Source organism: Serratia sp. 1D1416 (assembly GCF_003641105.1).
GTDB classification, from domain to species: Bacteria; Pseudomonadota; Gammaproteobacteria; order Enterobacterales; family Enterobacteriaceae; genus Serratia; species Serratia ficaria.
Genome location: NZ_CP032738.1, coordinates 2,099,207 through 2,121,400 on the forward strand (window position 1 = coordinate 2,099,207; position 22,194 = coordinate 2,121,400).

Below are 22,194 nucleotides of genomic sequence, written 5' to 3' on the forward strand. Positions count from 1 at the left end.
CGATGCATCAGCAACAGGTAATTGCGCAACTGCTGGCCTGGATCGAGCAGAGTCTGGATCAGCCGTTGACGCTGGACGATATCGCCGCCAAATCCGGTTATTCCAAATGGCACCTGCAGCGCATGTTCAAACAGCAGACCGGGCATATTCTCGGCACCTACGCCCGGCGCAGAAGGCTGACCGCCGCCGCGCGCGAGCTGCGGCTGACCAGCACCAGCGTGGCCTGCATCGCCGATACTTACCAGTTCGATTCGCAGCAGACCTTTACCCGCGGTTTTCGCAAGCAGTTTGGCCTGCCGCCGGCGGTTTACCGCCGCAGCCAGGACTGGTCAAGCTACGGCCTGCAGCCGCCGCTGCGGCTGACGGAAGAGCCGCTGCCGCAGGCCGATATCATTACGCTGCCGGCGATGCGGCTGGTCGGCCATACCCAGCGCCGCAGCTGCACGCTGAGCCAGCTGCCGGATTCGAAATGCGAGCTGCGCCGCCACGCCTGGCGCCAGATGCTGCGGCCGCAGACGCCGCCGGCGGTGGTCTACGGCCTCACCAGCCTGGAGGCCGATCGCCAGCGCAGCGGCAGCCAGCGCATGGCCTATACCGTCGCGCTGCCGGACGAAGGCGCGGAGGGCGAGCGAGTGATCATCGAGCAGGGCGATTACGCCAGCTTCGCCTATCAGGGGCGGGCGGAGGGGTTACAACACTTTATCGCCCGGCTGTACGACACCGCGATGCCGCAGATGAACGCCATTCGCCGGCCGGGGCAGGATATCGAGCGTTTCTACCCGGTGCAGGGGCGAAACTGCCCGTTTGGCGGCGCGGCGATCCGCTGCGAATACCTGATCCCGATCCGCCGCGCGGCGCCGCTGGCCGCCGCCGGTTAGCGGCGGTACTCACAACAGGTCATCTTCGCGCCGCACCAGGTTACAAAAAATTGCGATATTGCATCGGTAATGTTTCACACTTTGGCTGATGTGCACATATAATGCGCATCCGGTCATCTATGGCCGACAATAACCGATATCAATAACTGCCAGTGGCCTCAACCAACACGAAGATGAAAATGAGCATTCGCGCGTTCCTAACCCTGTTTACGGCACTGGTTGCATTCAGCCAGGCTGCCTTCGCCGTTGTATACCCTCTGCCGCCAAAAGACAGCCGTCTGGTGGGGGAGAACATCCAGATCACCGTGCCGGAAGACAGCAAGCTGCCGCTGGAGAGCTTCGCCGCTCAATACCAGATGGGCCTCAGCAACATGCTGGAAGCCAACCCGGGCGTGGATCCCTTCCTGCCGAAGGCCGGCAGCACTCTGACCATCCCCCAGCAGCTGATCCTGCCGGACGCGCCGCGTCAGGGCATCATCATCAACAGCGCCGAGATGCGTCTGTACTACTACCCGAAGGGCACCAACACCGTGATCGTGCTGCCTATCGGCATCGGCCAGCTGGGTAAAGACACCCCGCTGAACTGGACCACCAGCGTGCAGCGCAAGAAAGACGGCCCGACCTGGACGCCAACCGCCAAGATGCGCGAGGAATACGCCGCCGACGGCGAGATCCTGCCGGCGGTATTCCCGGCCGGCCCGGACAACCCGATGGGGCTGTATGCGCTGTACGTCGGCCGCCTGTACGCCATCCACGGCACCAACGCCAACTTCGGCATCGGCCTGCGCGTCAGCCACGGCTGCGTGCGCCTGCGCGCCGATGACATCAAATACCTGTTCGACAACGTGCCGGTCGGCACCCGCGTGCAGTTCATCAACGAGCCGGTGAAGGCCACCGTGGAGCCGGACGGTTCGCGTTACCTGGAAGTGCACAACCCGTTGTCGGCTAACGAAGAGCAACTGCAGTCCAAAGATCCGGTGCCGCTGACCATCTCCGCCCCGGTCGGCAAAGTGCTGATGGACACCGCGGTTAACCAGAGCGAAGTGGACGCGGCGATCAAAGCCCGCTCCGGCATGCCGGTGAAGGTGAACTGATCGCCTCGGGCCTCAGTGAGAATACCAAGAAGGCGCCTGCGGGCGCCTTTTTTATGCCTGTAAAACATGTTGTTGCGTTTGCGTTCGCCATGATGCCCTCAGCGTTGCACATAAAGAAGTCATGATGCGCGCCATCATGCAAATCGGGTTTTTCATGGTGGCCATCATCAACGTTTGAAGTGATGCTGACGGGAAGGAGTGCTCTGGAAAAGTGTTTCACTAAGTGCTATGTTTTTACGGGAAACCCATCCCAATGCGTACATTTAAAACTCGTTGGTTTGGCAAGAAGGCTCAGGCGCACGGCATTACCGACAAGGCATTATGTCGGGCGGTACACGATGTGCAACGGGGTTTGGCTGTGGATTTAGGCGGTGGCGTATTTAAAAAACGTCTTAATCACAATCGGGATCGGGCGTTGGTATTAGCGAAAAACGGTCGGCATTGGGTATATGTTTTTTTGTTTGCCAAGCAGGTCCAGGCCAATATCACTGGGGCGGAATTGCAAGCTTTTCGCAAGTTGGCGGTGCATTTTGGCGCGTTGAGCGACGAAATGCTCCAGCCCTTGGTCGTGAAGAACGAATGGATGGAGATTTGCCATGAAGAAGGAAAAAACGTTTCGGAGTCCGGCCTTTGAAGCGATTCACAGCGCGGCTGAAGGATTGCATCGTACTGGTGCCATTTCTCTGGAAACTCTACGTAGTTTCGACGAGTCTTGCCTTGCTCCGGTCGAGATGTTGCAGCCCCAGGAGATCAAAGCGTTGCGCGAGCAGCTATGTTTAAGCCAACCGGTTTTTGCCCGTTATCTGAATACCAGCGTGTCGACCATACAGAAATGGGAGACGGGGGTGAAACGGCCGGGCGGCGTGTCGCTTAAGCTGCTTTCGATCGTACGCAAGCACGGGCTTCAGGTCTTGTTGTAGTGACCCTTTGGGTTGTCACTATTCTCACATTGTCCTCTCTGGCTTTGGCTCTCTGAAATGCCAATATCGCAATTATTCCAATAAAAACTATCGCTAATTAATAAATTATATCTCCTCCGTTATCGCCTGCCATTGAAAAAATCCTCGCAAAAACCCCGCGCTGTGAAAATAAGATCACACAAACGTAACAAAAGGTAAACAAAGCGCTCCTATATTGGCTGCTTCGCTTTTGGGAGGGAGTGTCATGCGTAACTGGAACGAACCGAAGAAGAACAAAGCGCACATCGAACTGATCCCGATGATCGACGTGATGATGTTTTTGCTGGTGTTTTTTGTGTTGATCAGTCTGAACGTCATCCCGGCTCTCGGGCTGAAAACCCAGCTGCCGTCCGCCGGCAGCGCGCAGCAGCTCAAGCCGCAGAAGAAGGCCATCATCACCCTGGGCGCCGATGATCAGCTGCAGCTGGACGGGCAGCCGATCGCGCTCGATGCGTTGGTCGGCACGCTGAAGCAGCAGCGGCAGGAAAATCAAACCACCACCATTATCGTCAACAGCGACAAGGGCGTGGCGGTAGAACGGCTGGTGGCGGTGATGGACAACCTGCGTCAGGGCGGATTCTTCTCCGTCTCGATCGCCACACGGAAACTGTGACATGTATCTGCTCTATCGTTCGCGTCACCTCTTCAGCTGGCTGCCGGCGCTGATCGTCGTCGGCTGCCTGCTGTTCGCCAGCCGGCAGGCGGCGCTGAAGATCCAGCCGCACTATGACGAAACCGCCATCGAGCTGGCGCTGGTCGAGCCTGAGCCTGCGCCGGAGCCTCAACCGGAAACGCCGCCGCAGCCCGAACCGCCGCCGGAGCCTGAACTTATCCCGGAACCGGCGGTGCCGGCCCCGGAGCCGATCGTCGAGGCCAGGCCGGTGCCAAAACCGCAGCCGAAGCCGAAACCCAAGCCCAAACCGATAAAAGAGAAGGCCAAACCGGTGGAGCAAGCCAAGCCGGCGCCGGTGCGGCCCGCGCCGCGCGCCTTGGTCAGCAAGCCGGCGGCACCGCCCGCTCCGGCCGCGCCGAAGGTCAACGCCCAGGCGATTGAAAACGGCTACCTGCAGGCGCTGCGTCGCGAGCTGGAACAGCGCAAGCGCTACCCCAGCGGGCGCCAGGCCTCGCTCGAGCGCCCGCAGGGCAACGTCGAGGTGTGGCTGGAGGTCGATCGCAGCGGCCGGGTGCTGTCTTCCGGCATCGCCAACAAGGCCGCCAGCATGCTGCTGAACCGTGCGGCGATGAGCAGCCTGCAAAGCCTCGGTGCAGTGAAGCCGTTCCCCAGCGAGGCGTTCGCCGGGCAAACAACCAAAAGATTTACCGCCACGTTCAATTATCAGGCGCCTTAGCGTCAGGGTTAATCGTTTGATTTTTATGGGATGCACACAATGAAATCTGTTAATCGATCTGGGATTTATCTGGCGGTGATGTCGGCGATGGCGCCGGGCGCCGCGCTGGCGGCGGACAGCGCCGACGTCGGCACCATCAGCGTCAAGGGGCAGTCGCTGGGCGGCGGCATGATGGTGCAGGACGACAGCGCCAAGGCGCGCTCCACCGTCACCAAAGAGGCGATGGATAAAATGCCGGCGGCGGGCAACGCCATCGACAAGCTGAAGTACACGCCGGGCCTTAACGTCAACAGCAACGACGCCAGCGGCCTGAGCGGCGTCGACTACACCATGCGCGGCATGAACTCGGATCAGATTGGCCTGTCGATGGACGGCATCCCGATCAACGACTCCGGCAACTACGCGGTGTACCCGAACCTGCTGGGCGACGCGGAAAACCTGGAAGAAGTTTTCGTCACTCAAGGATCCTCCGAAGCCGACGGCCCGCACATCGGCTCCAGCGGCGGCAACATCGGGCTGGTGACGCGTCGCCCGTCGAAAGACTTCGGCGGCTTCGTCAAGCAGACGCTGGGCAGCAACAACCTGAGCAAAACCTTCGCCCGTCTGGAGACCGGCGAGTACAACGGCTTCAGCAACTGGATCTCCTACTCGCACACCGAAGCGAAAAAGTGGCGCGGCGAGGGGCGCGAGTATTCCGACAAGTTCGAGATGAATTCGCTGTACGAAGACGGCAACGGCAACAGCAGCAACCTGATCATGAAGTACAACCGTCAGAACAACATGAACTACAACACCCTGAGCAAGGCGCAGTTCGACAACGACGGCCGCTATACCGACTACGCCACCACGCCGGAATACAACGGCAAGGGCCAGTTGAACAAGTACTATAAACTCGATCGCAACCCGTTCGAAACCTTCACCTTGTCGTTCAGCCAGAAGCTGCAGCTGCGTGACGACCTGTCGCTGACCCTGCAGCCCTACTACTACTGGGGCAACGGCGGCAGCTTCAACGGGCAGACCGCTTCGGTGCTGTCCAGCACCTCGGATAAGGCCGGGCAGTACGATCTCGGCAACCTGCAGTCCAATACCTATTACCGCCCGTCGTGGACCCAAACCTGGCGGCCGGGCATCACCACCAAGCTGAAGTGGGACATCAACGACCAGCACAGCCTGGATATCGGCTACTGGTACGAGCGCGCGCGTCAGCTGCAGACTCAGCCGTTCATCAGCATCAAGGGCGACGGCAACCCGGCGCAGATCTCCGGCAAGCCGGGCGGTTCCGATCAGGTGAAGGACGCCAACGGCAACACCGTGCAGGGGCGCAATCAGTACACCATCACCCCGGCGCAGAAGGTGTGGCTGCAGGATACCTGGTACGCCACGCCGGATTGGACCTTCGTCGGCGGCCTGGCCTATCAGTACGTCGAGCGCAAGGGGGATAACCGCGGCAGCCTGTACAACGCGCCGGAAAAGCGCAACGCCAAATATCACGAGTTCCTGCCGAACTTCAGCGCCAGCTACAAGCTGAACCAGGACAACCAGCTGTTCTATAACCTGACGCGCAACATGCGCACCCCGCCGAACTACGTGCTGTACAACGTCGGCGACTCGATCAGCACCAAGCCGGAGCTGAGCTGGAACCACGAGCTGGGCTGGCGTTTCCAGCAGGAGGACATGCTGCTGAGCGCCACGCTGTTCTATATGCGCTACAGCGACCGCCAAATTTCCACCACCAACGCGTCCGGCGACTACGAGATGATGAACATTGGCAACGTGGAGAACAAGGGGCTGGAGCTGGAGTGGAGCGGCCAACTGCCGCACAACTTCAACTACTACGCCGCTTACACCTACACCCAGTCGAAGCAAAAGAACGACATCGTCAGCAACGGCGGCCTGCCGCTGCCGACCTCCGGCAAGGAAGTGCCGAACGTACCGAAAAACCTGCTGAACATGACGCTGGGTTATGACGACGGCCTGTATTACGGCAGCGTCAGCGGCAAATACGTCAGCGCGTTCTACGGCGATCTGACCAACGACGAGAAGATCGGCGGCCGCACGGTGTTTGATCTGGCGGCGGGGGTGCATCTGCCGGTAGACAAAAAGATCGTCAAAAGCGCGGCGCTGCGTTTCGGCGTCAGCAACCTGTTTGACAAGGAATACCTGACCTCGGTGCGCACCACCACTTTCAACGCCGCGCCTTACGGCGACGTGAAGGCCAGCACGCCGTATTACAACGTCGGGGAAGAACGAACCTTCAGCGTCTCGCTGGAAGCCACCTTTTAACTGAATACCCCGCCGTCCTGCACGACGGCGGGGAAGAGGAACCCTGTATGGACGCCAATCTGTTGCACGACATTATTTTCTACGTGATGTACGCCGCGCTGGCGATTGCGCTGGTGATCATTATCGAACGCACGCTGTATTTCGCCTACACCCAGCGCCAGGCACGCCGCCTGGAGCGGGCGCTGACGCCGGAGGTGCGCCGCGCCGCCGAGCTGCCGGACGATCTGACCCAGCGCAACAGCCTGCCGCTGGCGGTGATCATGCCGGTGCTGGAGCAGAAACACCGCGCCGGCGACCGCGAAGCGATCGGCGATCTGATCGACGCCCAGTATCTGCTGAGCAAACCGCTGATGGCGCGCGGCCTGTGGCTGCTGGAAACCGTGGTCACCGCCGCGCCGCTGCTGGGGCTGCTGGGTACGGTGATGGGGATTATCGAGACCTTCAAGGCGCTGGCCGCTTCCGGCGTTTCCGAGCCGAGCCTGGTGTCGGCCGGCATGGGCACCGCGCTGTACGCCACCGGGCTGGGCATCGCCATCGCGCTGCTGTGCCTGGTGGGCAACAATTTCCTGCAGAGCCGCATGGAACGCATCAACGAACTGCTGAAAGTTTTGCTGATCCGCGCCGGCGCGCCGGCCAGCCGCCCGGAAAACGACGGCCGCGAGCAATGGGTTGACAGCGGAGCGCCGCGCTATGCCTAATGGCCATCCATCACGGTGGCCGTTGGGCCGCCTTTATAAGGCATTGTGGGGCAGTTGTTTGTTGATGTTGAGCCAGAGCGCCGCGGCGCGTTTTGACATTCCCGGCTACGAGCTGGTCTATACCGCACCGGCGGAAACCGCGCTGCAGGCCGACGATCTGCGCAACACCGCCGAGGTGTGGGGGCAGATGTTCGATGCGGCGAAAACCCGCATCGATCTGGGGCAGTTTTACGTGGCGAACCAGAGCGGTTCACTGCTGGACGGCGTGCTGCGGCACCTGAAGGCGGCCGGCGAACGCGGGGTGAAAATCCGCTTCCTGATGGAAGAGAAGGGCGTTCGCATTTCCACCGCCGAGACGCTGGAACAGCTGAAGGCGATCCCCAATCTGGAGCTGCGCATCATTCCTTACCAGAAGCTGAGCGGCGGCATCCTGCACGCCAAATATCTGCTGGTGGACGGCGAACAGGCGTTTGTCGGCAGCCAGAATTTCGACTGGCGCGCGCTGGAACACATTCACGAAACCGGGCTGCGCATCAGCGACGCCAAGGTGGTGGGGCAGATCCAGGCGATCTTCGAACAGGACTGGCGGGCGCAGGCGCTGTTGGCGCAGGATCGACCGGTGCCGGCGCTGCCGTATCGGCCCGCCGCGGAAACGCCGCAGGGCAACTATCTGGCCGCCAGCCCGCGCGCCTATAACCCGGCCGGGGTGACTGATTCGCAGGTGGAGCTGCCGCGCCTGCTGGCCGGCGCCAAGCGGCGGGTGCGGGTGCAGGTGATGGACTACGCGCCGCTGTCGTTCGGCCCGGCGCGCAGCCGGCCTTATTATGCGACCATCGACAACGCCCTGCGCGCGGCGGCGGCGCGCGGCGTGCAGATCGAGCTGATGGTGGCCAACTGGAACACCAAAAAGCCGGACATCGCCTGGCTGAAGAGCCTGGCGCTGGTGCCGAACGTGCAGATCAAAGTGGTGACCATTCCGCCGGCCAGCAGCGGTTTTATTCCGTTCGCTCGGGTGATCCACAGCAAGCTGATGACCATCGACGATGAGATTGCCTGGATCGGCACCAGCAACTGGACCGGCGGTTATCTGGACAACTCGCGCAACCTGGAGCTGGTGCTGCACAGCGCGGCGATGAGCCGGCGGCTGGATGCGCTGTATAGCCAGCTGTGGGGCAGCGTCTACGCCGAACCGCTGCGGCTGGACTATGACTACCCGGCGCCGAAGCCGGGCGGCGAGTCCTGATCGTCAGGGCGCGGTCGGCCGCCGCGCCCTGGGTTTTTCAGCGGCGCCAGCCGGCCGCTTTCAGCGCCGTCACCAGCTGTTCGGCGCTCAAGCCTTCCGCCCGATGGCCGTTGCCGCTGACGGTGTCGGCCGCCAGCAGCGCATTCACGATCGCCTCTTCCACCGCCTCGGCCGCCGCGGCGAACAGCGCCGAAATATGGTCGTTGTTCACCATGCGCAGCGGCGTGGTGAAGGCGCCTTTATTGGCGTAGTCGGCGGGCGTGCCCTGGCCAATGGTGCTGCCCAGATCCTGCGCGCGTTGCGCCATGGTCATTCTCCTTCTGGTGTGAGTTCAGCTAAGGACGCCGGCTGGCTGCGGGCGCCGCCGCTGGCGGCTTCTCCGTTGATCCAATGGACGATAGTCATGGCGTTTTCTCCTTATTCCGTGGCGTTGAGGGTGTCGCCGAGGGCGTTGATCAGCGCGTCGATCTGCGCCTCGCTGCTGATAAACGGCGGCGCCAGCTGCAGGGTGTCGCCGCCGTAGCGCACGTAGAACCCCTTATCCCAGCAACGCATCGCCGCTTCATAAGGCCGGCGCGCCGGTTCGCCCGGCCGCGCCGCCAGCGTGATGCCCGCCGCCAGGCCGAAGTTGCGGATGTCGCTGACGTGCCGGCAGCCCTGCAGGCTATGCACCGCCCGTTCAAAATAGGGCGCCAGCGCCTGCACGCGCTCCACCATATGTTCACGCTGAATGAGTTCCAGCGTCGCCAGCCCGACGGCGCAGCCGACCGGGTGGGCGGAATAGGTGTAACCGTGCGGGAATTCGAGCTGGTACTCGGGTTCGTCGGTGGCCATAAAGGTCTGGTAAATCTCCGGCCGCGCCACCACCGCGCCCATCGGCTGCGCGCCGTTGGTCACCTGCTTGGCGATATTCATGATGTCCGGCGTCACGCCGAACGCTGCGGCGCCGGTCAGTGCGCCGCAGCGGCCGAAGGCGGTGATCACCTCGTCGAAAATCAGCAGGATGTTGTGCTGGCTGCAGATCTCGCGAATGCGCTGCAGGTAGCCGACCGGCGGCACTATCACCCCGGCGGAGCCGGAGAAGGGTTCGACGATCACCGCGGCGATGGTCGAGGCGTCGCGCAGCGCGATAATGCGGTTCAGCTCCTCGGCCAGCTCGGCGCCCTGCTGCGGCATGCCGCGCGAAAAGGCATTGCCCGCCAGCAGGGTGTGCGGCAGGTGATCCGCTTCGGCGCCGGCGCCGAACGCTTTGCGGTTGCCGGCGATGCCGCCGACCGAAATGCCGCCGAAGTTAACCCCGTGGTAGCCTTTTTCCCGGCCGATAAAGCAGGTTTTGCCCGCCTGGCCCCTGGCCCGCCAGTAGGCGCGCGCCATTTTCAGCGAGGTGTCCGCCGCCTCCGAGCCGGAGCCGGTAAAAAACACGTAGTCGAGGCCGGCCGGCGTCATCTCTTTGATTCGGTTAGCCAACTCGAACGACAGCGGGTGGCCGAACTGAAATGCCGGCGAGTAATCCAGCTGCGCCAGCTGGCGCCGGGCGGCGTCGGTAATTTCCTGGCGGCCATGCCCCAATCCGCAGCACCACAGCCCGGACAGACCGTCAAAAATTTTGCGGCCGTCCTGGCTGGTGTAATAAACCCCCTCAGCCCGGCTGATGATGCGCGGGTTGGCTTTAAAGTTTCTATTTCCGGTAAAGGGCATCCAGTGCGCCTCTAACCATTCGGCATCGAGTCTATTAATCGGGTGTTTTTCAGCAGCCATGTTTTCCTCCGGGCAGGAAAATAATGTCGATATATTCAATAACCTGTAGTGTTAATGAAATGTTGTGCGAAATTGACTATGTTCCGCTTCTTCTCTAATGTGAATAATCATATGTCGAAACTTACTTAAGGTTTTATGCAAGTAAAAAAGCGCGCGCTGCTCGGGCAATTGTCGGATATGGATCTGCGTTTGCTGCGGGTATTCAAAGCGGTGGTCGACTGCGGCGGCATGAGCGCCGCCGAGCTGGAGCTGAATATCAGCCTGTCGACCATCAGCAAGCACATCAAGGACCTGGAGCAACGGCTGGGGCTGACGCTGTGCCAGCGCGGGCGCGAGGGTTTTGCGGTGACCGATGAGGGGTTGCTTGTCTACCAGGAAACCGTCAACCTGCTGGCGGCCACCGAGGCCTTCCGCCGCGGGGTGGATGAGGTGCACCAGCGCATGGGCGGCCAGCTGCACGTGGCGATATTCGACCATACGGTCAGCAACCCGCAGGCGCAAATAGGCCGGGCGATTGCCTTATTCAGCGAGCGTGCGCCGGAAGTTTCTTTGCAAATGTACGTCGAACCGATTAATACCATCGAGCGCGGAGTCATTGACGGCCAATTTCAAATCGGCATTATTCCCATGCACCGCAGCGCGGAAAGTTTAGCTTATCGTTCTTTATTCAGTGAGAGGATGTTCTTATATTGCGGCGCGCAGCATGAATTATTTTCCGCCAATCACGATGCATTAAATTGGGCGCTGTTGCACAATTACGCCTTTGCCGGATTGGGCTACCATTCGCCGAATATGGAATTGAGCCTGCAGCAGCATTTGCACCGCAAGGCGACGGGTTTCGCCCAGGAATCTATCGCCACCTTAATTCTTTCCGGCAAGTACGTCGGCTTTTTGCCTGACCACTATGCGGCGTTTTTTGTCGCGCAGAACATGATGCGGGCAATCAAGCCTGAGCTGTTCCGCTACCACTGCGAGTATTCCAGCGTGCTGCGCCGTTCGCCGATCCCGCAACGGGTGGTGAAACTGTTCCACGAGTGCCTGCTGGCGGCCCATGGCGGTGTTTGAACGGTCATGTCCGGTATTCGACGCCTTGCCAAAAATCGTCTATCAATTGTTCGATGCGTTCTGCGGTTTCCCGGGGTATTTGCCGGGCAACGGCATCGACAAGTTTTGGGGTTTTGAGTTGCAGCAACGGTGTGGAAGTACCCCTTACCGTGCTTTGCTGTAAAAGAGAGGTAATGTCGGTGCCTAACAGGAAGGCGCCCAGTCTGTCTGGATCCGAATCGAAATGTTCTATGTCGAGGGGAATATCGTAAATTCGATCCTCTTCGATATGGCCGTATGCACTGATGAGGGTGAAAAGGTCGACGGCGTCTTTCCCGTTTTGATTGCCCCGATCCCGCCAGGCAAATAGCTTTAGTAACGCCAGACCCGGTAAAGAACAGAAAAGTAATACGCAGCCATGAGTTAACCGCACCGCCACCGCCTGTTGAAACGCTTCCTGGAACCCGTCAACTGCCATGATGATGGCGCGATCGGGTGGCCAGGCAACGGTATTTCCTACCGCAATTTTTCCAAAAGGAATGATATCGAGTTCGTTGTCTTGCCACAGCAGGCGATGCGCATTGCCGGTGACAGCTTGCGCCCCCTGTTCTATCAGTGCTTTTTTCAGCGCATCGAATTGCTGCCAGTCATCGACAAAAATAGCGATGTCGATATCCCGTGTTTTTCGCCCCGTTGGGCGGCCGTGCACATGATGCAGCAGTACTTCTCTTGCCGTAGCGCCAGCAACGAAGAAAGCGATGGACTGCTTTGCGCAGATGTCATTGATTTTTGCGAGCAGCCTTTCAGTCTCTGAAGAGAGCGCTATCTGTAAGTCCAAGATATTGGTCATTAACGATCCTCGCGACTTCAAGGTTACGATCATCTTGGCTGGCAAGTAATTCGCCGATGCTTAGCATGGCTTTAGCCAAGGTAGTTACTCGCCAATCATGGCCCCAGAAGGCGGTGGCCAGTTGCATTTTCCCCTCCCGCTCAGGGCGCAGGCCGAGTTCTTTTCTGCGTTGTTGCAGCGGTTCATGCGTAAATAATATGAGTTTTTCAGGATTAAGGAATCCATTGGTCATCAGTGCTGCTGCGGCTTCACCTCCCCAAACCTCATTGGCGTGCAGAGAAATGTGTTGCCAGTCAGTGGGGGCGGTCAGGCTGATGCTTTGTTGTTTTGGGCGTAGCATAACCGCATACTCACGTAGCCATAACGCCGTGAGTGCCTCCGGCGCCAACAGTCGGCGTCCCGTTTGCGATTTGCGGTAATAGCGCTGCGTTTCGAGGTAATCGAGGGCTTTGCTGACCATTCCCAAGGAGATGCCAGCCATGTTGGCAAGCTCGCGATAGGTTGCATTAATAGCGTCAGTATCGGTAAGCAGCACAAACAGCAGCTTCAGCGTTCCTTCACTTATCCTTACGCGACCATGCTCAAAGTTTTTGGTGTTTTTGGGCGCTTTTCTGCCTGATACTCGTAAAAAAAGGCCCTCGGTATTGATACTCGCGTTACCGGCCGCATCGATAAAGTTCAGTTTCAGCGCTTCGCAGATTTTGATTTGAGTTGGCGTTAATGGGGAGCAAATGAGCAGGCGTTCCTGCGTTGTTCTGTCATCCCATGATTTTCGCAGCAAAAGGAGATTTTCCTTTCGACGGATAATCTTTATCTCCATCTTAAAGGTAAATGTTCTATTGTTGCTGACGGACAAACAAACATGGCCATCATCGCCGTGGTCTGGCTGCAACGTTGTCGTCAGGTCCATGCCAGCGGGTAAGTTTGCTCTTACCGATGCCAACAGTTCTTCTTCTGCATCAAGTATAGACATTTGTTCACGCCCTTTGTTTGTTCATGCACCATGAACGAAAGTAGTTTATGAACAAACCACAGGTAATGCAACGTTCGGCTGATAACTCTCCAGAGGCGTAATGATTACCGAGTTAACCACGAATACTCTGGGCCGAGATTTTGTCGTAGGGGATCTCCATGGCTGCCTGAACGAACTCCATCAGTTACTTGAACATATCCGTTTCGATTGCCAGAAGGATCGTTTGATTGCTGTCGGAGATTTAATTGATCGCGGCACTCACAGTTTGGAGTGCCTGAGATTGATTGAAAAACCGTGGTTTTTTTCGGTGCTGGGGAATCACGAAAAGCTATTGATTGACTATATGTGCGCAGGCGAAGGAGAACAACAAGATGAGATGGCTCGGAAATGGTGTGCGGTAGGGGGAGAGTGGTTTTTCGCGCTGGATAACTCGTTACGGCATCAATGTTATCGCAATGCAGTAGCGCTTCCATGGGCGATCCTGATCGGAACAGGGCACTATCACTATTGTGTCATCCATGCGGAATTGCCGCCTGAAATGAACCGTCTTGAGGATTTCCTGGCCGGTTTGCAGGCCGCAGACCCGTTGATGCAGAAAAGCTGTCTTTCCGGGCGCAGAAGGTATCGGGCAAAATACTGCGTACCGATAGCAGGCATAAGTTATGTGCTTTGCGGTCATACGCCGGGGGAACGCAATCGCGAATTGGGCAATATGTGCAATCTGGATTATGGTGCTTTTACTATTGCCGAACATGGCGCGCTGTGCCTGTTCGAACTGGGAATAAACCGCCGTTACCTGCTGCGTAAAGACGGTCTATTCGAACAGAATTTCGGCGCTGTTTGTCGCTGAAAATCCGTTTTACCGGTCTTTCTTCTTGCCGAAGATTTTTAGCAGCACGCCAATCAGAATGCCGATTGCGATGCCGGCGAAAATCCAGCTGATGATACCCATTTGCTCCCTCCTGCTACTGCGTTGATCTGATTATATAATCATTCGACGCGGAAAGCCCCTTCGATCATCTGCCGCCGCTGCAGCGGCGAATAGGCGATCAGCGAATTCTTGCTGTTGGATTTCTCCAGGGCGATCGCCAGCTCGTCGGCGCCGATCGGCAGGTCATCCTGCCAGAACGGCGCGATGGCGTTGCGGGTGATGAAGTCGATCAGATAGCGTTCCGGGCTGTCGCGCTGCTCCGGGAACAGGCGCGCGGCCAGCTCGGCCATCAGCGTGCGTTGCTGCGGTTGCTCGCTGTCGGCCAGCAGCTCGAGGAACGGCAGCAGCAGGCGGCCGCACACCTGGCCGTGGTGATAATCGCGCAATGCGCCGATCTCGCCGGCGATGCCGTGGATCACCCCCAACCCGGCGGCGCTCAGCGTCAGCCCGCCCAGATAAGAAGCCTGCATGATCGCTTCGCGCGCCGCGTCGCTGCGGTTGAGCGCCGGCCAGGCGTCGAGGAAGTGGCGGATGCCGGTCAGCGACATTTCGCGCGTCATGGCGCCGGCGGTTTTCGACAAATAGGCCTCGAACAGGTGGGTGAAGGCGTCGATGGCGCAGTAAGCCAGCACCTTGTCCGGCGCGCCCGCCAGCAGCTGCGGGTCGAGAATGGCGGTGTGCGGCACGAAGTCGTTATGGCGCAGCGAGGCCTTCACCTTGCTGACCCGGGTGTCGGTGATCACCGCGTTCTGCGTCACCTCGCTGCCGGTGCCGGCGGTGGTCGGCACGGCGATCAGCGGCAGGGTGGCGCCGCTGATTTTGCTGTCGCCGACCTTTTCCATATAGCGCAGCGTCGGCAGCGGGTGCTCCACCAGCGCGGCGAACGCCTTGGCGGCGTCGATCACGCTGCCGCCGCCGATGGCCACCACCCGTCGCGGCTGGCCGCGCCAGCGCGCCACCCAGGCGTCGAGCTCCTGCGGCGACGCTTCGTGGCTGACGATTTCCGTGCCGATCAGCAGCGGCGACAATTCATCGCTCAGCGCCGCGTGCACCGGGCCGCTGAGGAACGAGCGGCAGCTGAACAGCAACGTCGGTTGCGGATCGGCGAGCAATAACGGAAGCAGCTGATTGATGCTGCCTTGGCCGAACCAGGTGTGGCGATTGGCGATGATCTGGTTGAGGGTCATGAGGGCTCCTTGGCGGCGAAACGGACGGAACGCACAGCATAAGCCAGCTCTGGCGGGGGAACCACTGCTTTCCGCACGTCGTTAACATGTTAACCCTGTGTCGGGGGAGCGGCGGATAAAGCTGTGATTTGTTTAACATGTAAACAATCAAAACCTTGCATTTTAGCCCGGCGGGTGCTTTTTATAACCTCCAGGGCCGCCGTGCGGCCGGGGCTGCCCGGCGTCGGTTGATTGTTAATGTATTAATAATGGCGAGGCGGGTATGGATATTCAGGTGGAACGCTTGTCTGCGGTGATCGACGCGGTGGCCAGCCCGCGTTTCTATCCCAACCTGCTGAACTGGCTGGAAGGCTATTTCGCCTTTGATAACGCCATCGTCTACGCCTTCGAACGCGGGCAGGCGCCGCGCTGCCTGATGAAAACCGAGCGGGAAAACAGCGACGCGGTCAATCAGCTCTACCAGCAGGGCGCTTACCTGCAGGATCCGTTTTATCAGGCGCTGAACGGCGGCGCGGGCGATGTGTTCACGCTGCGCCAGCTGGCGCCCTGCGGCTTTTACCACAGCGATTATTACCGCAACTTTTACCGCAAGACCGGCTGGCATGACGAGGCCGGGGTGTTGCTGCCGCTGACGCCGCAGCGCGGGCTGGGGGTGTTCTTCGGTTCGGCGCGCCGGGCGGTGGCGGTGCGCTACCCGCAGCCGGCCACGCTGAGCGGCGCGCTGACGCTGGTGAAAAGCGTGGCGCGGCTGCACGGGGAAGTGGTGGCCGCGCCGGCGCGCGCAGAGCGGGTGAGCGACGACGGGGTGCAGGCGCGCTATTCGCTGACGCCGCGCGAGCGGGAAATCGTCGATCTGATCCTCGCCGGCTGCGGTTCGCAGCACATTGCCGAACGGCTGTTCATCAGCCTGGGCACGGTAAAAAATCACCGCAAGAACATCTACGGCAAGCTGAATATCGGCTCGCAGGCCGAACTGTTCAGCCTGCTGCTGGCCGCGCCCAATCGCCGCAGCGCCTGAATGTTAATTTTTTGTATCAAATGTCCCTAAGGGGACATGGCAACCCCGCCTCCCGCTCCCGATAATCCGATGTCATGGCATAGGCAATCGGGAGTGCGGCAATGAACAACGAAATCGAGTCCTTAACCTACTACGCGGCGACCAAAAAATACGATCTGCGCTTCCCGACGCTGGAAGAGGATCTGGACGTCGACGTGGTGATCATCGGCGGCGGCTTCTCCGGCATCAACACCGCGCTGGAGCTGGCGGAGAAGGGCATCACCAACATCGCCATCCTGGAGGGCCGCTATCTGGGCTACGGCGGCACCGGCCGCAACGGCGGGCAGGTGATGGCCGGCATCGGCCACGATCTGGAGAAGATCAAGCGCCACGTCGGCCCGGCCGGGCTGGAAACCATCTTTAAAATCAGTAATCTCGGCGCGGGCATTATTCGCGAGCGCATCAAGAAATACGCCATCGACGCCGACTTCTGCTTTGGCTACGGCTACCTCGGCAGCAATGCGCGCCAGGAGAAAACCCTGCGCGGCTGGCTGAAGGAGTTCCGGGCGGTCTCGCCCGACGAAGAGATCGAGCTTTACACCGGCGCGGAGGTGCAGCAGGTGGTGGGCTCCGAGGCCTACAGCTGCGCGCTGAAACACATGGGCGGCGGCCACGTGCATTCGCTCAATCTGCTGCTGGGCGAGGCCAGGGCGTTGAGCGACTATGGCGTGAAGATCTTCGAAAACAGCCGCGTGCTGAACGTGGAATACGGATCGCGCGTCACCGTACGCACCGCCATGGGATCGGTGCGCGCCAACAAGATGCTGTGGGCGTGCAACGGCTTCCTCAACGGCATGGATCCGTTCATTTACGGCAAAACCATCAATACCTACGCTTTCCAGCTGGCCACCGAACCGCTGTCCGACGAGCTGATCCGCCGGATCAGCCCGATCCGCGGCGCCTACAGCGACATCCGCCCGGTGATCGACTACTACCGGGTCACCAACGAAAACCGGCTGCTGTTCGGCAGCGCCACCCGTTTGATCGAGTATTTCCCGTCAGATCTCAAGGCCTGGAACCGCAACTTGATGCTGAAGGTGTTCCCGTACCTGAAAGACGTGAAGATCGATCTGGCCTGGGGCGGCCCGCTGTGCTGCAGCGCCAACCTGTTTCCGCAGATTGGCACCCTGCCGGATCACGACAACGTGTTCTATGTGCAGGGCTATTCCGGCTTCGGCGTCACGCCGAGCCACATCGTTTGCAAGGTATTGGCGGAGGGCATGGGCGAAGGATCCGATCGTTACGATCTGATGAGCGCGATCCCGCACGTCAATATCTTCGGCAAGGACAAGCTGCGGCGGGTGATGACCACCGCCGGCAAGGTTTGGCACCAGACATCCGGCTACTGGAAAGGCCGCCGTTAACCCTCAGAGGAGAAAAACATGAAACCCTTACTGCTCAAGCAACCGCTGCCGGCGCTGCAGGACATCGGCAGCGTCAGCAACCTGGGCGCCACGGTGATCGCCGGTACGCCCAGCGTCGGCGTGGCGAGCATCTTCGGCGAACCGACCGATAACCTGAACTGCGGCGTTTTCAGCTGCACCCGCGGCACCTTCGTGATGGTCTACCCGTTCGCCGAACACGCCACGGTATGGGAAGGCAGCGCCGTCCTGACCGACGAACGCACCGGCGAGTCGGTGGAGTACCGGGCCGGCGACGCCTGGTTTGTCGAGAAGGGCACGCCGGTGCGCTGGGAAATCACCTCAGACCGTTTTGTTAAACATTACCTGGCCATCGTCGAGGGCTGATCCCGCCGCTTCCCCGCGCTGGCCGGCGCGGGGAATACCCCCGTTATCCCAGCGCCCGAGCGATAAAATCGGTCACCCGCTGCAGGATCTGATCCTTGTTGGTCTCGTTAAAGCTCTCGTGGCGTCCGCCCGGGTTGATCATGCTGTCGAAATCGCTGCCCTGCAGAAGATCGATGGCGGTCCGCGACTCCGCCATCAGCACCAGCCGATCGTCATCGCCGTGGATCCACAGGGTAGGCAGAGCGCCGAACCCCGGCCCGGCGTTGATTTTGGCCAGTATCTGCTGCATGGCGCGCAGCGTCGGGCGCTTGAACGGCCCGTGCCACACCAGCGGATCGGCCTGGTAGGCGGCGCCGACCGCCGGATCGCGCGACAGGGTGGCGATGTCCAGCGGCTGGTCGGGAATTTCCGGCAGGTTGAGCAGGTCCGAGATCAGCGTTCTCTCGCCGATCAGCGGGCCGGACAGCACCAGCGCGCGCACGCCGTCGCCATGGCGCTGCACGTAGCGGGTGGCGATCATGCCGCCCATCGAGTGGCCAATCACCACCAGCGGCACGCCGGGATGCAATCGCTGAAAATGGCTCACCACGCGCTGAACGTCGTCGACCACCTGGTCATAATCTTCGATCAGCACGCGCTCCCCCTGCGACAGCCCGTGGCCGAGATGGTCGGGGCCGAACACCCGCGCGCCCTGCGCCTGCAGCGTGCGCGCCACGTACTGATAACGGCCGAGGTGCTCGCCGTAGCCGTGCACCAGCAGCGCCAGATAGCGCGGCCGATCGTTTCCCCAGTCATGTACCGCAATATCGCCATGACCGCCTTTGATAAAGCTGACTTTTTGTTCAGACATAGTATTTTTCTCAGGGTAGGTGCATCGGAAGTCCTATTCAGCGTAGTGGCACCGCGGGGAGTTGTCAGGGGCGGCAGATGCTGCCCCGGGGTATTACAGGTCGAACTGGCGGGCCAGCCGATCGATGGCGTCGCGCTGGAATTGATTGAAGCCGTCGCGCGGCTGCTGCTGGCGGATAAACGCCAGCAGCGGATCCTGCACCTCGGTGCGGATGCCGCTCAGCTGTTCCATCACCGCCAGGCCGCAGAACGGCACGTAGGATTCGGCATAGCCGCCTTCGTGCACCATCACCAGCTTGCCGCCGCATAACCGATCGGCGGCGTCCTGCACCAGCGCGGTCATGGCGCGGTAGCTGTCGCTGTGCAGCTGCATGCGCGCCAGCGGATCGAGGGCGTTGGCGTCGTAGCCGCAGGCGACGATGATCAGCTCCGGCTCGAATCTTTCCAGCGCCGGGATGACGATGCGCCGCATGGCGTGCAGATAGCCGTCGTCGCCGGCGCCGGCCAGCAGCGGAATATTGAGGTTATAACCGAGGCCGCTCTCCGCGCCGCGGTCCTGCTCGCCGGAGTAGCCCGCCGGGAAGCAGCCGTCTTGGTGCAGCGACAGCGTCAGCACGTCGTCGCGCCGCCAGTAGATATGCTGGGTGCCGTTGCCGTGGTGCACGTCCCAGTCGAGCACCGCCACTTTGCCCAGGCCGTATTTGGCCCTGGCGCGCTCGATGGCGATCGGGATATTGGCCAGGAAGCAGAAGCCCATCGACCGGTCCGGCAGGCAGTGGTGGCCCGGCGGCCGCGACAGCGAGTAGGCGTTGTCCAGCTCGCCCCGCAGCACCGCCTCTACCGCCGCGCAGGCCAGGCCGGCGGACAGCCTGGCTATCTCGTAGCTGCCCGGCCCCAGCGGCGCTTCGTCCCCCAGCATGCCGCCGCCGTTGTCGCTGAGCTGCTTGAAGCGCTGCAGATAGTGGGCGGGGTGGATGCGCAGCAGGTCTTCCTCCTCCGCCGGTTCGGCGCTCAGCAGGCTCAGTTGGCGCGACAGCCCGGCGACGTCCATCAGATTTTTCATCCGCCGCTTGGTTTCCGGCGATTCGGCGTGGCCGGCGCCCGAGGGCGGCTGCACCCAGCCGCCGACCGGCAGAGTGGTGGCGTGCAGGCCGGTGCTGTGCCAGAAACAGCGTTCATCAAACAAGAAACCGGTTTTTCTTTTCACCTTGTTACTCCTGTTAAACGGCGTGTTGAGGCCAGCGATATCAGCGACAGCGACAGCAGCGCGCAAGCCAGCGCGCCGGTCAGCAATGCGTCGAAACCGCCGGAAGATTCGATCAGGTAGCCGGCCAACGTGGGGCCAATCGCCATGCCGCCGCCGATCACCAGGTTGATGCTGTTCATCAGTTTGCCGTCGTTATCCAGCCCGGCGACGCGCGCCAGAATGAACGGCAGCACGAAGGTCCAGGTGAATTTGAACAGCAGCGCCGCCAGCGCAAAGCGCAGCAGCAGCAGCGGCTGGCCGAGCAACAGCGCCACGCTGGCCAACAGCAGGGCGTAGCCCAGCCAGATCGGCGCGCCGCCGTTAAAGCGCGCGCCGAGCAGCGCCGCAGCGCCGGCGCCGATGATGCCGAACAGGGTGGCGGCGGCCAACACCTGGCCGCTGTGGCCCGGCGACAGTCCCGCGCCGGCGGCGATGCCACCGATAAAGGTCCAGACCGCGCTCAGGCCGATATAGAAAGTCAGCACCGCCAGCACCGCGCACAGCTTGCGCGGCAGTGAGGCGGCGGCCTGCCGGGCGGCGGCGCGCGAGGCGGTGAAACCGCGGGGGAACGCCGGGATCAGCGGCAGGCAGCACAGCATGATGGCCGCCAGGATCAGGTAAACCGCCATCAGGCCGAAATGGGCGAACAGCGGCGGCAGCGCCAGCAGCCCGACCGCCCCCAGCACCAGCTGGCCGAGTACCCAGAAGGCATAGACCCGGCTGGGGTTGGAGGTGCCGGCGGCGCAGGTGATGCACAGGATCATCAGAGTGCCGCCCGCCAGCGAGGCGATAAAGCGCAGGCCCAGCAGCAAACCGAAGTCACCGACCAGCGCCGAGGCCAGGTTGCCGGCGATAAACGCCAGCGCTGACAGCGTGGCGACCCGGCGCCAGTTGATGCGGCCAATCCACCACCAGGCCGGCAGGGTGGCCAGGCTCATGGCGCCGAGTTCGGTGGAAAACAGGCGGCCTATCTGCGCCGGGCCAAGCTGCCACTGGCTGGCCAACTGAGCCGCCACCGCCGGCGCGGTCATCAGGATGCCGGGCGCGATGGCGGCGAAGATGATAATGGCGGTCAGCAGCCGCGGCGGGCAGGGCAGCGCCGATTCGACGGTGGGTGCAGCAACCGAATCACTGGACATAATCACTATCCCCGAATGTTAGGCTTTAATGAGTAGGGGCCGCGCTGCCTGATTGCGGGCAGGCGGAAGCCGCGCCAATTAATGGCGCTGGGTGTAAACCCGCTTATGGGGTCGTTAAGTTCTGCTTCAGCCGTGGGCGATAAAGCCGCTGGACACCAATTCGGTGCGGTTCACCACGTCGGTCTTGGCGAAGATATTGCGCATGTGGGTTTTCACCGTGGAAAGGGAAATACCCAGCTTCAGGGCGATGCGTTTATTGCTGGCGCCTTCGCGCACCATATTGACGATTTCCTGCTCCTTGGCGGTCAGCAGCTGCGCCTCGCCGCCGGGCAGCAGGTCGCGCGTAGCCAGTTCGATCAGCGGCAGCACCGCCCGCAGGCGGCCGCGTTCCAGCTCGGTAAACGGGGTATCGCGGATCAGCGATACCCCGGCAATGATGCGTTTGCGCTGGCGGATGAAGATTTCCGTCATATCGCGCATGTCATTCGGCAGCATAAAGTCGTGGTAATAATGGCGGTTATCGGCGATCGCCGCCGGGCTCATGCCGACCATGGTAATGTCCTGCCGATGAAAATTGGCCGGCTTCAGCGGGTCGATATGCTGGAAATGGTTCAGATACTGCTGGTGGGTTTTATCGGAGATGCCGTGCAAAATATAGTGGTCGGGGCGCAGGTCCGGATTGACCAAATAAAACACCCCGGCGGACACCGGGATCAGATGCGCGATGGTATGCAGACAGCTGTTGATAAAGGCATCAGATGCTGCGGTATGCATGATTCATGTCCCTCCCTTTATCCTCTTCATCTTTCAAGGTGCAGAGGTGTCGGCGGCGTTTTCTCGCCGTCTTCTCGCCCCCTGAAGCCGGGTTGCAGTGGTCAATATATGAACGATGCAAGCATAGTTGTAGC

At 60.7% G+C, this 22,194-nt stretch carries 23 protein-coding genes; 14 read left to right on the plus strand and 9 right to left on the minus strand.

What is annotated here, in order from left to right; genetic code table 11:
- Positions 1–2: 2 nt before the first annotated feature.
- The 9 genes from D7I37_RS09910 to D7I37_RS09950 all read left to right on the plus strand — a co-directional run bounded on the left by D7I37_RS09910 (position 3) and on the right by D7I37_RS09950 (position 8,504).
- The gene (locus D7I37_RS09910; protein WP_061794814.1) at positions 3–878 is read left to right on the plus strand and encodes a helix-turn-helix domain-containing protein; all 876 of its coding nucleotides are present in this window, start codon (positions 3–5) and stop codon (positions 876–878) included.
- A gap of 173 nt (positions 879–1,051) precedes the next feature.
- Positions 1,052–1,972, plus strand: a complete 921-nt coding sequence (locus tag D7I37_RS09915; RefSeq protein ID WP_061794815.1) for a L,D-transpeptidase family protein — start codon at positions 1,052–1,054, stop codon at positions 1,970–1,972.
- A gap of 253 nt (positions 1,973–2,225) precedes the next feature.
- A complete protein-coding gene (locus tag D7I37_RS09920) occupies positions 2,226–2,606 on the plus strand; it encodes a type II toxin-antitoxin system RelE/ParE family toxin (protein WP_061794816.1) in 381 nt (126 codons plus the stop codon).
- The gene (locus D7I37_RS09925; protein WP_061794817.1) at positions 2,569–2,892 is read left to right on the plus strand and encodes a DNA-binding transcriptional regulator; all 324 of its coding nucleotides are present in this window, start codon (positions 2,569–2,571) and stop codon (positions 2,890–2,892) included. Before D7I37_RS09920 ends, D7I37_RS09925 begins: the two co-directional genes overlap by 38 nt.
- 244 nt (positions 2,893–3,136) lie before the next feature.
- A complete protein-coding gene (locus tag D7I37_RS09930; RefSeq protein ID WP_061794818.1) occupies positions 3,137–3,544 on the plus strand; it encodes a biopolymer transporter ExbD in 408 nt (135 codons plus the stop codon).
- A gap of 1 nt (position 3,545) precedes the next feature.
- The gene (locus tag D7I37_RS09935) at positions 3,546–4,280 is read left to right on the plus strand and encodes an energy transducer TonB (RefSeq protein ID WP_095095632.1); all 735 of its coding nucleotides are present in this window, start codon (positions 3,546–3,548) and stop codon (positions 4,278–4,280) included.
- 39 nt (positions 4,281–4,319) lie between these two features.
- Positions 4,320–6,563: a TonB-dependent receptor gene (locus D7I37_RS09940; protein WP_061794820.1), complete on the plus strand. Its 2,244-nt coding sequence runs from the start codon at positions 4,320–4,322 to the stop codon at positions 6,561–6,563.
- A gap of 47 nt (positions 6,564–6,610) precedes the next feature.
- Positions 6,611–7,261 carry a MotA/TolQ/ExbB proton channel family protein gene (locus D7I37_RS09945; RefSeq protein ID WP_061794821.1) on the plus strand — a complete coding sequence of 217 codons (651 nt, stop codon included), beginning with the start codon at positions 6,611–6,613 and terminating at the stop codon, positions 7,259–7,261.
- Entirely contained in the window at positions 7,254–8,504 is a 1,251-nt protein-coding gene (locus tag D7I37_RS09950; RefSeq protein ID WP_129543636.1) for a phospholipase D-like domain-containing protein, read from the plus strand. Before D7I37_RS09945 ends, D7I37_RS09950 begins: the two co-directional genes overlap by 8 nt.
- 37 nt (positions 8,505–8,541) lie before the next feature.
- Here the strand turns inward: D7I37_RS09950 and D7I37_RS09955 are convergent, their stop codons facing one another.
- Both D7I37_RS09955 and D7I37_RS09960 read right to left on the minus strand, forming a co-directional pair.
- The gene (locus D7I37_RS09955; protein ID WP_242502905.1) at positions 8,542–8,811 is read right to left on the minus strand and encodes a P1 family peptidase; all 270 of its coding nucleotides are present in this window, start codon (positions 8,809–8,811) and stop codon (positions 8,542–8,544) included.
- A 110-nt stretch (positions 8,812–8,921) separates the two neighbouring features.
- The gene (locus D7I37_RS09960) at positions 8,922–10,262 is read right to left on the minus strand and encodes an aspartate aminotransferase family protein (RefSeq protein ID WP_129543637.1); all 1,341 of its coding nucleotides are present in this window, start codon (positions 10,260–10,262) and stop codon (positions 8,922–8,924) included.
- Positions 10,263–10,397: 135 nt separating this feature from the next.
- Between D7I37_RS09960 and D7I37_RS09965 the strand changes: the two genes are divergently transcribed.
- Positions 10,398–11,327, plus strand: a complete 930-nt coding sequence (locus tag D7I37_RS09965; RefSeq protein ID WP_129543638.1) for a LysR family transcriptional regulator — start codon at positions 10,398–10,400, stop codon at positions 11,325–11,327.
- Between the two features lie 4 nt (positions 11,328–11,331).
- Here the strand turns inward: D7I37_RS09965 and D7I37_RS09970 are convergent, their stop codons facing one another.
- Together D7I37_RS09970 and D7I37_RS09975 are read right to left on the minus strand one after the other, a co-directional pair.
- On the minus strand, positions 11,332–12,156 hold the full coding sequence (locus D7I37_RS09970; RefSeq protein ID WP_129543639.1) for a nucleotidyl transferase AbiEii/AbiGii toxin family protein: 825 nt from the start codon (positions 12,154–12,156) through the stop codon (positions 11,332–11,334).
- Complete coding sequence (locus D7I37_RS09975; protein ID WP_129543640.1) at positions 12,110–13,129, minus strand: type IV toxin-antitoxin system AbiEi family antitoxin; 1,020 nt, start codon at positions 13,127–13,129, stop codon at positions 12,110–12,112. The genes D7I37_RS09970 and D7I37_RS09975 overlap by 47 nt, the downstream gene beginning before the upstream one ends.
- Before the next feature lie 100 nt (positions 13,130–13,229).
- Here D7I37_RS09975 and D7I37_RS09980 point away from each other — a divergent pair, with 100 nt between their 5' ends.
- The gene (locus tag D7I37_RS09980) at positions 13,230–13,979 is read left to right on the plus strand and encodes a metallophosphoesterase (protein ID WP_129543641.1); all 750 of its coding nucleotides are present in this window, start codon (positions 13,230–13,232) and stop codon (positions 13,977–13,979) included.
- Between the two features lie 140 nt (positions 13,980–14,119).
- Here the strand turns inward: D7I37_RS09980 and D7I37_RS09985 are convergent, their stop codons facing one another.
- Positions 14,120–15,247: an iron-containing alcohol dehydrogenase gene (locus D7I37_RS09985; RefSeq protein ID WP_095095642.1), complete on the minus strand. Its 1,128-nt coding sequence runs from the start codon at positions 15,245–15,247 to the stop codon at positions 14,120–14,122.
- 262 nt (positions 15,248–15,509) lie between these two features.
- Between D7I37_RS09985 and D7I37_RS09990 the strand changes: the two genes are divergently transcribed.
- The 3 genes from D7I37_RS09990 to D7I37_RS10000 all read left to right on the plus strand — a co-directional run bounded on the left by D7I37_RS09990 (position 15,510) and on the right by D7I37_RS10000 (position 18,052).
- Positions 15,510–16,265 (plus strand): helix-turn-helix transcriptional regulator, encoded by a 756-nt coding sequence (locus D7I37_RS09990; RefSeq protein ID WP_095095644.1) that lies wholly within the window; start codon positions 15,510–15,512, stop codon positions 16,263–16,265.
- Between the two features lie 101 nt (positions 16,266–16,366).
- Positions 16,367–17,668 carry an FAD-binding oxidoreductase gene (locus tag D7I37_RS09995; protein WP_129543642.1) on the plus strand — a complete coding sequence of 434 codons (1,302 nt, stop codon included), beginning with the start codon at positions 16,367–16,369 and terminating at the stop codon, positions 17,666–17,668.
- Positions 17,669–17,686: 18 nt separating this feature from the next.
- Positions 17,687–18,052, plus strand: a complete 366-nt coding sequence (locus tag D7I37_RS10000; RefSeq protein ID WP_095095649.1) for a cupin domain-containing protein — start codon at positions 17,687–17,689, stop codon at positions 18,050–18,052.
- A gap of 43 nt (positions 18,053–18,095) precedes the next feature.
- On the opposite strand, the gene D7I37_RS10005 is transcribed toward D7I37_RS10000, so the two are convergent.
- From D7I37_RS10005 to D7I37_RS10020, 4 genes are all read right to left on the minus strand, one after another.
- Positions 18,096–18,902 carry an alpha/beta fold hydrolase gene (locus D7I37_RS10005; protein WP_095095652.1) on the minus strand — a complete coding sequence of 269 codons (807 nt, stop codon included), beginning with the start codon at positions 18,900–18,902 and terminating at the stop codon, positions 18,096–18,098.
- 93 nt (positions 18,903–18,995) lie between these two features.
- Positions 18,996–20,108 carry a class II histone deacetylase gene (locus tag D7I37_RS10010; RefSeq protein ID WP_129543643.1) on the minus strand — a complete coding sequence of 371 codons (1,113 nt, stop codon included), beginning with the start codon at positions 20,106–20,108 and terminating at the stop codon, positions 18,996–18,998.
- Positions 20,105–21,286, minus strand: coding sequence for an MFS transporter (locus D7I37_RS10015; protein ID WP_129543644.1), 1,182 nt, complete (start codon positions 21,284–21,286; stop codon positions 20,105–20,107). Before D7I37_RS10015 ends, D7I37_RS10010 begins: the two co-directional genes overlap by 4 nt.
- A 126-nt stretch (positions 21,287–21,412) precedes the next feature.
- A complete protein-coding gene (locus D7I37_RS10020) occupies positions 21,413–22,060 on the minus strand; it encodes a LuxR family transcriptional regulator (protein WP_061794833.1) in 648 nt (215 codons plus the stop codon).
- Positions 22,061–22,194: the final 134 nt, after the last annotated feature.